Annotated in this window: 13 protein-coding genes; 8 read left to right on the top strand and 5 right to left on the bottom strand. The window is 52.5% G+C overall.

Annotated features, from left to right (window positions below; genetic code table 11):
• Positions 1–260: 260 nt before the first annotated feature.
• From CJP46_RS16840 to CJP46_RS16805, 8 genes are read left to right on the top strand one after another with little or no spacing between them, the layout of a single operon-like run.
• The gene (locus CJP46_RS16840) at positions 261–1,265 is read left to right on the top strand and encodes a LacI family DNA-binding transcriptional regulator (RefSeq protein ID WP_094596733.1); all 1,005 of its coding nucleotides are present in this window, start codon (positions 261–263) and stop codon (positions 1,263–1,265) included.
• Between the two features lie 34 nt (positions 1,266–1,299).
• Complete coding sequence (locus CJP46_RS16835; protein ID WP_094596732.1) at positions 1,300–2,124, top strand: ABC transporter permease; 825 nt, start codon at positions 1,300–1,302, stop codon at positions 2,122–2,124.
• A 33-nt stretch (positions 2,125–2,157) separates the two neighbouring features.
• The gene (locus tag CJP46_RS16830) at positions 2,158–3,183 is read left to right on the top strand and encodes an ABC transporter ATP-binding protein (RefSeq protein WP_094596731.1); all 1,026 of its coding nucleotides are present in this window, start codon (positions 2,158–2,160) and stop codon (positions 3,181–3,183) included.
• A 50-nt stretch (positions 3,184–3,233) separates the two neighbouring features.
• Positions 3,234–4,397, top strand: a complete 1,164-nt coding sequence (locus CJP46_RS16825) for an extracellular solute-binding protein (protein WP_094596730.1) — start codon at positions 3,234–3,236, stop codon at positions 4,395–4,397.
• Complete coding sequence (locus tag CJP46_RS16820; RefSeq protein ID WP_094596729.1) at positions 4,394–5,239, top strand: ABC transporter permease; 846 nt, start codon at positions 4,394–4,396, stop codon at positions 5,237–5,239. The genes CJP46_RS16825 and CJP46_RS16820 overlap by 4 nt, the downstream gene beginning before the upstream one ends.
• Positions 5,236–5,706 carry a hypothetical protein gene (locus CJP46_RS16815; RefSeq protein WP_094596728.1) on the top strand — a complete coding sequence of 157 codons (471 nt, stop codon included), beginning with the start codon at positions 5,236–5,238 and terminating at the stop codon, positions 5,704–5,706. The genes CJP46_RS16820 and CJP46_RS16815 overlap by 4 nt, the downstream gene beginning before the upstream one ends.
• A complete protein-coding gene (locus tag CJP46_RS16810; RefSeq protein ID WP_094596727.1) occupies positions 5,703–6,695 on the top strand; it encodes a CehA/McbA family metallohydrolase in 993 nt (330 codons plus the stop codon). Before CJP46_RS16815 ends, CJP46_RS16810 begins: the two co-directional genes overlap by 4 nt.
• Before the next feature lie 22 nt (positions 6,696–6,717).
• On the top strand, positions 6,718–7,494 hold the full coding sequence (locus CJP46_RS16805) for a glycerophosphodiester phosphodiesterase (protein WP_094596726.1): 777 nt from the start codon (positions 6,718–6,720) through the stop codon (positions 7,492–7,494).
• Between the two features lie 17 nt (positions 7,495–7,511).
• Here CJP46_RS16805 and CJP46_RS16800 read toward each other — a convergent pair whose 3' ends face one another.
• From CJP46_RS16800 to CJP46_RS16780, 5 genes are all read right to left on the bottom strand, one after another.
• A complete protein-coding gene (locus CJP46_RS16800; RefSeq protein WP_094596919.1) occupies positions 7,512–8,714 on the bottom strand; it encodes a macrolide family glycosyltransferase in 1,203 nt (400 codons plus the stop codon).
• Between the two features lie 148 nt (positions 8,715–8,862).
• Positions 8,863–9,948, bottom strand: coding sequence for a glycoside hydrolase family 88 protein (locus CJP46_RS16795; RefSeq protein ID WP_094596725.1), 1,086 nt, complete (start codon positions 9,946–9,948; stop codon positions 8,863–8,865).
• Between the two features lie 15 nt (positions 9,949–9,963).
• Positions 9,964–10,770, bottom strand: coding sequence for a response regulator transcription factor (locus CJP46_RS16790; protein WP_179281191.1), 807 nt, complete (start codon positions 10,768–10,770; stop codon positions 9,964–9,966).
• Entirely contained in the window at positions 10,763–12,616 is a 1,854-nt protein-coding gene (locus CJP46_RS16785; protein WP_094596723.1) for a cache domain-containing sensor histidine kinase, read from the bottom strand. The genes CJP46_RS16790 and CJP46_RS16785 overlap by 8 nt, the downstream gene beginning before the upstream one ends.
• Positions 12,617–12,874: 258 nt before the next feature.
• Complete coding sequence (locus CJP46_RS16780) at positions 12,875–14,515, bottom strand: extracellular solute-binding protein (protein ID WP_094596722.1); 1,641 nt, start codon at positions 14,513–14,515, stop codon at positions 12,875–12,877.
• Positions 14,516–14,545 lie beyond the last annotated feature (30 nt).

The following is a 14,545-nucleotide window of genomic DNA, read 5'->3' as shown; positions in this document are numbered from 1 at the left end:
TATCGTACCGGATCGAACCGCGATCAAATAAGGCATTCATGTATTGCGCCTTGAAGCGTTCCGGGCACGATGCTGCTCCTTGCTAATTTAAAGCTTAAGGAAGCGGTTCTATTGTGATTTTCCCTAAATATGGATTATTAAAAGGCTTTCATGGAGATTGGCTTTTATAATGATCGCCAATTCGTTTCATACACGGCTTACATTCACCAGTTATTCTTTGGATGTGGGAACGGTCTCACATTCAGAAAGCGGGGTTAGACATGAGTCATACGATCAGGGAAATTGCCCAGTTGGCTGGGGTGTCAAAGTCAACCGTGTCCAGAGTCATTTCGGGAAAAGGTTATATCCACCCGGAAACAAGAGACGCGGTACTTAAAGTCATTGAGGAGCTGCAATACAAGCCGAACGCCGTTGCCAGAGCTATGGTATCCCAGCGGACGCACAACATCGGAGTACTGATTTACCGGAGGGAATATCCGATTGCCTCCCACCCGTTTTACGGCAAAATTGTGGATGCCATACTGGCGGCCGCGGCAGGCATGAATTACTCCGTCTTTGTGACGACGGATCATGAGATGTCGCATCGATCCGCCGACTTCATGCTGGAAAAGCGCGTGGACGGACTCATTCTGATTAGCAGGCTCCAGCAAAATGTGATCGATTATATCCATAACTTCGGCATCCCTTACGTCATGGTGAACGGCTCTACCGATGTCGACAATGTCGTGCATGTCGTTAACCGGGATCAGGACGGAGGTATCATGGCAGCCGAATATTTGACCGGTTTAGGACACAAACGTATCTTCATCTTGGCTGGCCCGCAGACCCACCGGAGCCATAACTTGAGATTGAATGGCTTCCGTGACTATTTGACGGGCATCGAAGCACCTCTAGATCCGTCATCACTTGCTTACCCGCAGGCCTCTACTTTCGAGGAAGGATACCGAATGATGCAGCAGCATTGGTCAGGTTTCAAGTCCGGAGGCTATACCGCCGTTTTTTCGACAAATGACATGATTGCGCTCGGCGCCATGAAATTTCTGATCGAACAATCGGTCCGCATACCGGAACAAGTGGCTGTCGTCGGTTTTGATGATATCGACATCGCCTCCATTTATACGCCTTCCCTGACAACCATCAGGGTGGACACGGAAGCAATGGGCAGAACCGCCTGCACCATCCTGGACAAGCTGATCGACCAGCAGCCGGTCAACGAGCTGGACATTGAGCTGGAACCCGAACTGATCATTCGTCAATCCACGTAATCCCAAATAAGCAAATATGAAAGGAGTTTGATCCATGCGCTGGTATTTTAAAGCCATCGGACCAAGGAAAATCGTTGAATTTGTCGCACTTGCCTTGTTTGTCATCTTCTTTATGGGACCCCTGCTCAATTTGGCAATCCTGGCCTTTACGGGCAAATGGAATTATCCCGATCTGCTGCCCTCCGTTTGGTCGCTGAAATGGTGGACGTTTGTCTTTCAGCAGCAGGACATCGCGAAATCCATCGGACTTTCCTTTATTATCGCTGCAATGGTGACGGCTATATCCATCGTGCTCTGTATTCCCGCCGCATACGCATTTGCGCGGATCCGTTTTCCACTAAGCCGGTTTTTCCTGTTCTCATTCCTCCTCACCCATGCTTTCCCCAAAATGGGCCTCTATGTCTCGATCGCCGTGCTGTTCTACAAGTTTGGCCTGATGAACACGCTGGCGGGAGTCATATTGATCCACATTATTAATGTACTGATGTTCATGACCTGGATCCCGACTTCCGCGTTCCGGAACGTTCATACGGCGCAGGAAGAATCCGCGAGAGACGTCGGCGCCAGCCCATTCCGCGTATTCCGGAGCATCACCCTGCCGATGGCTCTACCCGGCATCCTGGTGGCTTCGATCTTCACCTTTTTGAATTCTCTCGATGAAGCGCAGGGCACATTTCTGGTCGGAATTCCCGATTTCAAAACGATGCCGATCGTCATGTATTCGATCATCAGCGATTATCCGGCATATGCCGGTGCGGTATTCTCCATCATTTTAACAGCGCCTTCCATTATTCTGCTGCTTGCTGCCCAGCGTTTTGTCAGTGCAGACGTTCTGGCGAGCGGTTTCCAGATCAAATAAACAGAAAGCGATAGATGTATTAAGGAGGTCTCTATGAACATTCAATTATCGATTCAAAATCTGTCCAAACGCTATAAAACCGGTGATGGCGTATCGGATATCTCGCTGGATGTGCACAAAGGAGAACTGATCACCCTGCTCGGGCCTTCCGGATGTGGAAAAACGACCGTTCTGCGAAGCATCGGCGGTTTTCTGGAACCGGACTCGGGAGACATCTTGATTGAAGGTAAGAGCGTGGTCAAGGTTCCGCCGGAGAAACGGCCAACCTCCATGGTCTTTCAAGGCTACAACTTGTGGCCGCATATGTCCGTTCACGATAACCTCGCGTTTGGCCTGAAAATCCGCAAAATCAAAAAGAAGGACAGGGAAAAGGCGATTCAGGACGTTCTGGAGCTGGTTCGTCTTCCGGGAGCCGGGAGCAAATTCCCTGCTCAGTTGTCCGGAGGCCAGCAGCAGCGGATTGCCGTTGCAAGGTCGCTCCTGCTGAACCCCGCCGTCCTGCTGCTGGATGAACCTTTTTCGGCGCTGGATGCAAAGCTTCGCCACGAGATGCGCGAGGAACTGCGGGAAATCCAGGCGAATACGGGCCTGACTATGGTTTTTGTTACACACGATCAGGAAGAGGCATTATCGATTTCGGACCGGATTGTCGTCATGAACCACGGCAACATTGAACAGATCGCATCCCCTCAAGAGATCTACGATGCGCCTGAATCCCTCTATGTAGCCCAGTTCATCGGGAAAATGAATTTCGTAAAGGGGGTGATTGACGCAGATCAAGTTACGATTGGTTCTATTCGCTTCCCTAACTCCTCTCGTCTCACGGGAAATGTCACGGTTGCCGTACGGCCGGAAGATATTATTCTGGATCATGATGGCGGCGGCGGTCTGCCGGGCACGGTCAAGCAAATCATGATCCTCGGGCATTATGCCGAAGTTTCCGTCGATGTACAAGGTTATGGCATCATCCGCGCCTTCCAGGCGCGCGATCAAATCAAAGAGCTGTCTAACGGGCAGTCCCTGTCCGTTCAGTTTGCTAAGATTATCGCGTATCCGTAAGGCGTAATCGGAATCAACCAACTTACAAACTTTTAGGAGGGTTTACTTCCATGTTGAATAAGAAATCGGCATTTGCATTTGTTACTTCCTTTGTCCTCGCTGCTTCCCTGCTGTCTGGCTGCGGCAGCAGCAAGGACAGTGGCACGAGTTCGACTGCTGAAGGTACAGGTACGTCAAGCAAACAGGTCGAATTTTCGTTTTATTATTCCGGATCACAGAACGTGGACGATTTGTGGAAAAATTTGATTCCGATGTTCGAAGACAAGAATCCCGATATCAAGGTTAAAGCCGTGTACGTGCCGTCGGGTACCGGAGCACAGCCGACCTATGACCGCATCCTTGCCGCGAAACAATCCGGCAAAGGCTCGGGTGATATTGACCTCTTTGAAGATGGTCTCGGCGTGGTGACCAAAGGGCAAAAGGATGATTTATGGGACAATTTAAGTACAGACCATATTCCAAACTTGAACAACGTGGATCAAAACACGCTGAGCGATGTATCTAACCTTGCGATCCCTTACCGTTCCTCGGCAGTCGTCATTGCCTATAACAGCGAAACGGTCAAAGACGTGCCGAAAACACTGGACGACGTGTACGATTGGATTCGCAGCCATCCGGAGCGGTTTGCCTATAACGATCCGTCAACCGGCGGTGCAGGAAGCTCCTTCGTCACGACCAGCATTTACAAATTTTTGCCCGAAGATGCGATTCATAACACGGATTCAAGCATTGAAAGCCAGTGGGACCAAGGATTCTCCCTGCTGAAGGATTTAAGTAAATACATGTACGGCAAGGGCATCTACCCGAAGAAAAACCAAGGTACACTTGATCTGCTGACGAGCGGCGAAGTCGACATGATTCCGGCCTGGTCCGACATGGTGCTTGATCAGCTGGATAAAGGACAGCTTCCGGAGACGACAAAAATCACACAAATCACGCCTGGATTTAACGGCGGTCCGACTTACTTGATGGTTCCGAAGTTATCCGAGAAGAAAGACGCCGTGTACAAATTCCTTGATTTTGTACTCTCGCCTGAAGCCCAAAATGTAGTCGTCGATAAAATGCACGGCTTCCCGGGCATCAAACTGACGAACATGTCGCAGGAGGTTCAGGATTCTTTTAAAGGCGCTTCCGAAGGATTCCGTTCGTTCAACATCGGCGATCTGGACAAAGACATCAACAAACGCTGGCAAAGTGAAGTGGCTGCTCAATGAGCAAATCCATAAAAAGGGGGATCCTGGGCATTTCCATGGTCCTTCCTTCCTTTCTCGTGTTGGTGCTCATTGTCGTCATCCCGATCATTAGTTCGCTCCGGGAAAGTTTGAAGAATGAGAACGGCGGATATGATTTATCCAACTACGCCTATTTGTTCACGGACAAATTGATGCGCTCCAATATTATTTTCACGCTGGAAATTACCATTGTTTCCTCTATCCTGGTTTTGCTCATCAGCTATTCGCTGGCTGTGTATATGCGGTTCAATAACAGTTTTGCGGTACGGTGGATCCGGCGAACTTACATGATTCCGATCTTTATTCCATCGGTCATCGCGACGTACGGCCTGATTCAGCTTCTCGGCAACCATGGCTGGATGGCAAGGATTCTTTATCATCTGGGCACCGACAGCTTCCCAAGGATTATTTTTGATATGAAGGGCATCATCCTCGCGAATCTTTGGTTTAATATTCCGTTTACGACGATGCTGCTGGGCTCGGCCTTGTCGGGCGTACCCGATGCAGTCATTGAAAGCGCGAAGGATGTAGGTGCAGGGCGGCTGAGAATCTTTTTCCGGCTCATTCTGCCGCTGACGTTCAAGACGCTGCTCGTCGCTCTTACCTTCGTATTTATGGGCGTTATCGGTTCCTTCACCGCTCCCTTTCTGATTGGCCCCAATGCGCCGCAGATGCTGGGCGTGTCCATGGAGCAAATTTTTAGTGTGTTTCAAGACCGCCAATTGGCAGCGGCTACGGCTTTCTTCACCTTCCTGCTTTGCTCTTTTGTCGGATATTTCTATATCCGCTCCATGATCAAAGAAGAAAGCGTGCGTTCATCATGAACACTTTACTCGTTAATGTACAGGGAGCTGTAACGCCGGAGTGCTCCAAAACGCATATCGCTTACCGTTTTTTTCTGGCCAAATCCGGAGGCCGCATGAAAATTGACTTTTCTTATAGTCCCAAAAATCTGGAGGATAGCGCCAAGGCTAAAATGCTGATTGAGCAGGGCCTTGATCGATTTGTTGAGGATGAATTCAGGGAACAGGCCAAATCCAAATGGCAGTCCTACCTTCCCCTCAAAAATTTGATCACGCTGTCCGTTGACGATCCATTCGGCCACCGGGGGGCTGCCCACCGCCACGATCCGGAGCAGTATCTGTTTATTTCCGGGCTTGAATCGTCACCCGGACTGAGCAAAGGGACATTGCAGGCAGGTATGTGGACGGTTACCCTGAGCCTGCATGCCGTCGTGACGGACGATTGCCGTTATTCGCTGCAAATCTGGCATGAGGAGGACCATGGATGAACTGGATGGCTTGTGAGCTTCATACCCATACCTTCCACAGTGACGGAAGCCAGAGCCTGGAAGAGCTGGCTGCCGGCGCAAAGGCTCTTGGATTTGACTGCATCGCCCTGACGGACCACAACACCATGTCCGGCCTGTGGAATAAACAGACGGTAGAGAACCAGACCGGAATAAGCATTATTCAAGGCATGGAGTGGACCACCTTTTTCGGGCATATGGTGACGCTTGGCGTGAAGGACTATATCGATTGGCGGCCGGTAGGTCCTGGAGACATTCACGCTGGACTTACCCGTGTGCACGAGCAAGGGGCTATCGCCGGCATGGCCCACCCCTTTCGCACCGGCAGCCCGATGTGCACCGGCTGCTTTTGGGAATTCGAAATCGATGACTGGAGTGATCTCGATTATATCGAGGTATGGTCCACGACCTTTGCCCCGCTGAAAAATAACAACGCCCGCGCATTCCGCCTATGGACCGACAAGCTGAACGAAGGCTTCCGGATCGCGGCGACTTCCGGCCGGGATTGGCACCGCCAGGAACAGACGGATGAACCGCTGTCCGTCACTTATCTTCTTATGGAAGATCATGAAGGCTCGATCACCGACAAGGCAGTCGCCGCGCTTTCCGCTGGAAGAGCCTCCGTAACCCTCGGTCCGCGGCTCGATCTTAGGGTCACTTCTGGCGGCGAATTATACGGCATAGGGGATGCCATCCCGCGGGAGACGACACCAGATCACATGATCGAGCTGCAGGCTGCCGCCGACTTCGAAGCCCGCAAAGAGCATTGGGAGCTGCCGGAACAAATCTTTGCCTTGCGCTTTCAAAGCAATCTTGGTATGGTATCGGAACTCCCCTTTGCTGCTGGCAGCAAGGGCTGCAATTTGACGCTTTCGCGCGAAGGATTACGGTGGGTGCGTGCGGAATTATGGGGAACGATCCGTGGGATCCGGACGATGATCGCCTTTACCAACCCCATTTATTTTGATTAAACGGGAGGTGCGATAACGCGCAATGACTGCACAATTCCCACTGATCACAGCACATAGCGGCTGCATGGATGCGCTCGACAATACGTTGTCCTCGATCGAGACCGGCATCCGGCTTGGCGCCGACATCATTGAAGAGGACGTCCGGGTCACCCGGGATGGTGTCGCCGTGCTCGCCCATGACGATGAATGGCAGACAGAGGACGGCAGGCTCATTCATATTTCGGAAATGAGTATGGAAGAACTGCAGGAACTGGTGCTCAAGGTGAACTACGCCGGGAAATCCGGAACAATGACCATCGCAAGGCTGGATGAGATGCTGGTTAGGGTCCGGGCTGCGGGCATAACGGCGAATCTGGATCTCAAAGCCGATGACAGCGTCGCAGCGGCTGCAGCGCTCATCCATCAATACAAGATGGCAGACCAAGTGTTGCTGTCGGGATGTGGACCCGCCCGGGCCATGCTCGTACAGCAGACGCATCCGGAGCTGAAGAAACTGCTCAATGTCGACACGGATCTATTTTTAACCCAAGATTATACTGAAGCAGTACGCCGTACCTGTGAGGATGCGGCTGCCGCAGCTTGCATCGGCATCAATGTTCCGTATCAGCTGGTCAGAGATGAGCTGTTAGAACAGGCTGCAGCCAACTCGCTTCCAGTTTTCGTGTGGACCGTCAATGAAGAGTCCCGGATGGAACGGTTCGCACATATGGGAGTCGCCTCCATTACGACGAGAAACGTCGACGCTTTGGTACAGCTCAAGAGCCGCATGCATGCGGAAACAACAAGGGTCCCGGAATAGTTCCGGGACCCTTGTTTTCAGATACGATACTGATCTCTAAATTCAAAAATATCATTGACCGCTTGACGATATCCACCTGATTTACGAAAGAATTCTCCTATATTTGCAGCCGCTTGCTTGAAAGATGGGCGACTTAATACAAGATCTGCCGCTTCCCGCAGCTGGCGGGCAGTCAAGCTCTGCATTTGCAGGGTTATGCCTGCGCCGATCCCGGCAACTTGTCCGGCAATGACCGGCTGATCCGCGCTGAGCGGGATGACAATAAGCGGTACCCCATAATAAAGACCTTCATGGGCACTGTTCATCCCGCCGTGTGTAATAAATAGTTTGGCGTGTTTCAGCACTTCCGTTTGCGGAACGTAATTTTTCACGATGAAATGGTTAGGGAAGTCTCCTAAATCAGATATTGGGGTTTTACTCCCGATCGACATGACAATCGTATGATCCGTATTTCCAAATGCTTCAAAACAAAGCTTATAGAAGTCCAGTGCTTGGTTCATGACGGTGCCCAGCGAAATGTAAATGATGCTTTTCCCCTGCATCCCAGTAAGGTCAAAGTCTTCTTGCATGGAACGCGGAGTGATGGATGGGCCAACAAATTTATACGACGGGTCGAATGTTTCGCCGTCGGGTTGGAAAGCCCTTGCTGTATAGACGATCGTTAGCGGAGCGGGATTACAAAATGCCTCGTAAGGTGAAAGGATCTCGGCACCGTATTTTTGCTGTATCCTTGCCGTCAAGTTTTGAAATTCATCTTTAATAGGTATAGTTACGTCTTCAGGAACATCACTGAAAGATTGTTCCATGATTCGGTCGAAAGATTGTTTGGACTGCGCAAAAGTGCTGCAAGAGCTGATGGCGGGAAGCTTAAGAATATCAGCCAGCAACCGACCGCAGCCGAACATGGAATCATGGATGATGTAGTCGAAATGCTCACCTTGGATCTGTTCAAGAACGCTTGGTATAACGATATCAGCCGTTAACAAGAGGCCATTGACCCGTTCGAGCAAATAACTTCTTCCACCGGAAATAAAGGCCTTTATAAATTTTTGATCGTCAAAAGTTTTTACGATAGCTCCTGCCTTCTCCAATCGCTCCCGGAAAGCTTCGATACAAAAGTACACAACCTCTTCCCCACGCGAGATCAGTTCCTGCACCACTCCAATCGTTGGATTGATATGCCCTTCTGATCCCGCATTAATAAACAGAACTCGTGCCATCTCCAACACTCCTTTCAGGCTTATCAACGGTAAACCATATGTCCGTTTGCGGCCCGTTTCAACGACCCTTATCTTCTTGAGCATGCAAGTCATCCAGATGCTCGCCCATTCGCGTCATTAATGTATCCATCAAGCGTCATCGTCATGCTTAAGCGATCATCCGCAGCTTCTCCAAAAAAAGCAGCAGAACGAGCCCCTGGCCGTATAGGGTTGGAAAAGTCGGGACGGCGTCGTAGGCCTCGACGCTAGCCAGCACCGGCGTACCTCCTGAGACGCCAAGGACAGCGCCATCCTCCCGAACCTGCTCGAGAACAGCGGCCACAGTGCGATTCGCACTTGCCATGGCTAGCTCCGCAGGAATCCATCCGGCGCGTGCCGCTTTGTATAATCCGCAGGCGATGCCGGCGGAACCCGACGTCTCCTCATAAAAGTGGGGACGGTCCAAGACCGTCGGCCACAAGCCGCTCTCATTTTGACAGCGGACGAGCGACTCGGCCAATTGCGAATACCGCTCGCGGAGCTCGCCGATCAGCTTCATGTCACCGCACAGTTCGCCCACCTCCTCTGCGATCATGGGCACGCCAGCAGCGTTCCAGGCGTTAGCCCGGTTCCACCGTGCGGCCGACATCCAATCGCCCGTCTCGCCGTTCCAACCGTGGAATAGCAGGCCCGTTTCCTCGTCCTGCAGCGTTTGAAGGTGCAGCAGCGTCTGTCTCATCGCTTCTTCCGCAAGCACTTTACTTCCGGTTAACCGAGCCGTCCGGGCCAAAAAGAGGATGGCCATGAAGACGGTGTCCGCCCATACCTGCTCGCTAAACGAGGCGCTCTCGGTTACGGTATGCTCAAACGCACCACTTCTTGTTCGCGGCGCCTCCTTGATTAGCCAAAGCGCCATCTCCTCTGACTTTTCCTTGTAGAAGCGATTACCGGTCTGCCGGAAGAGCAAGGGGAATATCGCGTAAGGTGCGAGTGAATTAATGACCTTTATCTTCTCGGACCCGCCAATATTGTGCTCCGTCCAGCCCTCCACCGCCTGTATCATCCATTCCGCTCCGCAGAAGGCTCCATAATCGGCTGCGGCGATTAAACCGACGCCCGGATTCCAATCCCAGCGGTTGCGGTCCATCGCCCACTCGGCCCATTCGTGGCCGCCCCAGCTCTCCGGACCGCTGAACATCAGATACCGATAAATCCGGTCCGCCGCAGCTTTCAGATCCGTTTGCTCCATTTGCATTCCCCAATCGCTCCTTTATAAGTAATTGTTTCGGTAGTCTGAAGGAGTCAGTCCGAACTGTTTCTTAAACGTTTCGCGAAAATGGTCCTGATCAACATAGCCGATCCGGTCGCATATCTCGTAAATCCGATTCGCGGGGTCCTTCAGCAGCCGGGCCGCCTCTTCCATACGCAGCTTGACGATCCAATGGTTGATCGTCATGCCGGTCACTTCCTTGACCAGCGCGTTTACATACTTCTCGCTAAGGCCAACCTCACTTGCAACGTCCCAAAGCGACAGATCCTTCCGCGAATAGTTTTCGCGAATGGCCTGGATCGCTTGTTCGACGAGCTTCTTCTTCTTGAGGCTGCCGGACCACTCAACCATTGGCAGCGTCTGGGCCAAATTGGGCAGGCGATCCCGAAGCCTTTGTTCCATTAGCTCGACACCGCGCTGTTCCTCCCGCTCCTTGTTCAGCTCCGCAACGATTCTGGCAAATACTTGCTCGATCTCCTCCGGATCGATCGGCTTCATCATGTAATCCTGCACCTGCAGCTTGATCGCCTGCCGCGCGTACTCGAATTCGTTCAGCCCTGACAGGATGATACACCTTATGTCCGGCTTGCTGGCCCGGAACGCCTCAATCAACTCCAGGCCGTTCCCTTTCGGCATGCCGATATCGGTAAGCAGCAGATCCGGAGGATCGCGCTTCAGCCATTCGAGCGCCTCCTCCCCGTTCCTGGCGGCTCCGACGAGTTCGATGCCGAGCCGCTCCCAGTCGATGGAGCGCGACAGCGTCTCCCGGACGAGTTTGACGTCCTCGGCGATCAGCAGTTTATACATCGGACGATTCCTCCTCAGGATCGATTTGACCTTGGGAACGCAGCGGCAGTACAGCTTCAACGCATGTTCCTTCGTCCGTGGGCACGTAGCGCAGCCCATAGCCTGGCCCGCAGTGAAGTTGTATCCGCCGATGCACGTTCATCGTTCCGTAACCGTTCTCGGCAGACGAGTCCGAGGTTAAACTGTGTTCCCCCGCCTCCTGCTCCCGCAGCACACGGTTGCGCTCCTCTACGCTGCAGCCCTTTCCGTTGTCTTCAACGCGCAGAATAAGCGTGTTCCCGTCCGCGTGTGCGGTCATCGCGATCCGGCAATGGTCCGTCCGCCCGGCAAAGCCGTGGACGATGGCATTCTCCGCAAGCGGTTGTAGAATAAAGTGAGGAACGACGATATCCTGCAGATCGGAAGCGATATGAAACTCGGCGAGTAGATCGTCGTGCATCATTTGCTGGATGTGCAGATAGGCTTCCACTTGCTTGATCTCATTGTCCAAGGAGATCCAAGTGCGGCCCCGGTTCAAACCAAATCGGAACACATTGGCCAGGGAGCGCACGATCGAGCTCGTCTCCCGGTCTCCAGCCAAAATGGCACGGCAATTGATCAGATCGAGTGTATTGTATAGAAAATGAGGATTGATCTGGGCATTCAGCAGTTCCAATTGAAGCTGGCGGCGCTCAATTTCCTCCTCGAAGCTCTTCTCAATCAGTCCGTGAAGCGTAACCAGCATGGACGCGAATTTCTCGTTCAGCGTCTCAACCTCGTGGATGCCTGACTTCAATTTGGGCAGCGGCTCACGGAACGCAAGCACCTCGGGACGCTGAACAGCGTTAACGAGCCGGGTAATCGGAACGGTCACCCGTATGACGATACGCCGCAGCCACAGTCCCGCGATCAGCACGGCTGCGATGGCTGCCAAGGCGCCGATCGCCGAGATGGCAAACGTGTATCGTCCGAAGTGGCTCTTGGGAACGGCGGTCAGCAGCTTCCAGCCATTGTCCATTTTTACGCATGTGACACGGTGCAGCATCCCTTCGATTTTTGCGTCGGCCGAACTTCCGTCGCAGGCGGCCGATCGTACGAATGGTAGCCTGCCGGCCGGTTCGAGAAAAGCATACCGTTCACTGAAAATGACGCGGCCCTCTTCGTCCACCAAAAGGTGGAAGCCCGATGTCAGCGCAGCGTTCTCGAATAGGCTCCGGATGCTTCCGGTATCCGCCCCGATCATGACGGTACCGATCGCGCGGCCGTCCTTGGTGCTTATTTTCTTCGTCGCCGAATAGATCATCGCTGCCCCGGAGCGTCCGGCCTTCTGCCCCCACCAGACGGTGCGGCGCCCACCGCCGATCAGAGCACGGTACCAGCTCTCGTTCTGCAGGTCCGTCGATTTGAAAATGCCGGTCACCGGGTCGAAATGGTCCGTCGCGAGAGTATACAGACCGCTCTTCGGCTCCAACGCGACCGCAACGACATACGTCTGTTGAACGATGCTGCCGGAATTGGCATCATTCAGCAGCGACAAGAGCGACAGATTCTGCAAATTCGTCTGCAGGGTAAAAAAATCGTTGACCGCTTCGTACGGCGCTGAATGCTCCGTCTCGAGCAAATTTTCGATCGATTGGTTGGACAGCAGAAAAGCGGCCATGTTGTTCATGGTGTCGAGCTGATATTCCAGATTGCGGTGCACGAACTTCATCGATTGTTCCGCCATCTGACGCGTGTGTTCATTTTGCACACGGATGAGAATGTAGCTTGCCGAAGCGGCGAACAGGGCGATGACCGTCACGACCAGCGCAAAGACCGGCAGACTGATCCGAGCCAGCAAGCTGGTGTGGCGCTTATTGGTTATCATCGCCAAGCCCTCCCTTGCCAAATTTCTTTCCTTATAGCCCGAAATGAAACAAAATCTATAATAAGCGTGAAGGCGTACTCCTTATTTAGCTTCTTCCCTCTTTTCTCTTAAATCTCCTGCAAGATCGGCGTGATTCTGGCGGCTATATCCGCTGCGTTCCTCTGAAACCGAGAAGTTTCCTGATCAAACGGCAAAGCACCTCCCCAATGCTTCCGGCATGGCCGGATTGCACCAGGAAGGTTGCCGACGTGTACATGTTTACTTGCCTGCTTTTTTCTGATAAGAAGCTTCAAGTTCACTCAGAATTTGATTGCCTCCTTGCGACTTCCACTTCTCTACGAATTCGTCGAACTTCTTGATGTCGGCGCCCATAATGATTTGAGTAAATACCGAATCACGCATCGTATCCAGCTCTGTCAGCTTGGCAATCTTCGTCGGTGATTCGAGGTAATTGGAAGCGTCGGTGATTTGATGCTCATTGTTGATCGCTACGCCGAGTGCTTCGGAGAACCGCAGCGGCAGCGACTCTAGATAATGCGGCCAGCCCTTCAGTCCAGGAGCGAATAGATAGCTCTGCGTGCCTCTGAAGTTGCCTTTCGGATCTTGCTGTGTCTTCGGATCGACGAGGGTCGTGTTCGTCTTAAGTTTACCGTCTACGAGGGAATAGTCCTCGCCTTCAATGCCCCAGACGGTCAACATCTGGTTCTCCTCGGATAACGAATCCTCGATGATCGACAGTACGCGCTTCGGATCTTTCGTTTTTGCGCTAATGGCATTCATCTGCGAGAACGGTGCCCCCATTGGCGCAACGGCCGTGCCGTCCGTCCCCAGCAAGGACCCGGTCAAAGATAAGTATTTGAAGGGCTCCTCAGCCTGGTTCGGGAGCGAACCGTCCTTCGCCAGTTTGCCGCTCTTGATCAGCTCATTGGTCTCGATCTGCGTGTCGTAATCGCTGGCCGTCGACCACCAGCCCATCCAGGAGAACACCTTGCCGCTAAAGATCTTTGCCCGAAGCTGCTCTTCCTTAATCGTCGAGAACTCCTTGTCGATGAGGCCTTCCTTGTACATCTTCTGCAGAAATAGCAGCGCGTCCCGCATCCGGGGATCGATGTCATAGTTGCTGAATTCCCCATCCTTCTCCGTGAAAAAACCGGGTGTGACGCCGAACGCGCCGAACACGTTGTCGAAGGAATTGTTCGCGAATTTTACCTGTCCGATCTGGGCCGTATAACCGCCAAGCGGAATGACCTCCGGATGCTGCTCCTTGACCTTTTTCAGCAAGTTATAATATTCGTCAAGCGTCTTTGGTACGGAAACCCCCGCCTGCTCAATATAGTCCTTACGCATGACCAAGTCCCAGCGATATCCTGCACCCGGCCCGCCCTGATACGGAATCCCGTAAATGCGGCCGTTTACCTTCGCCTGCTCGAACACGTCCGCCGGCACTTCCTTCATAATGTTCGGCGTGTCCTTTTCGTTAATCAGGTCGGTCAGATCAACGAAAGCGCCTTGCTGCGCGTATTTCTGAAAGTCATCGGCAAAATCGATCTTCGTCACGTCCGGAATGTCGCTGCTTGCTATCTTTAGATTCAGCTTCGTTTTGTATTGCTGAACGTCGACCATCTCCGGGATGATCTTAATATTCAGCTTGGCCTCGATCGCTTGTTTTACCGCGTCCTTCGACGGATCATACGGCAGCGAAATATCCTGTGCCTTCAGCCACTTCAATTCGTAAGGAGAATGATCCGCAGTCGCTTCAGGCGAGCTTGACGGACTTCCCGGCTCGGGGCTTGCATTCCCGCCTCCATCGTTGCTGCTGCCGCATCCCGACAGCGTAAGCGTTCCCAAAAGTAAGGCGGCGAGTACGCCGTAACCCCAGTGTTTAACTGTCTTTGTCATATACAGACATCCCCCTGAAATTTCACATAA

Source organism: Paenibacillus sp. XY044 (genome assembly GCF_002257645.1).
Lineage (GTDB): Bacteria > Bacillota > Bacilli > Paenibacillales > Paenibacillaceae > Paenibacillus_AQ.
This window is presented reverse-complemented; position numbering and strand designations above follow the sequence as displayed.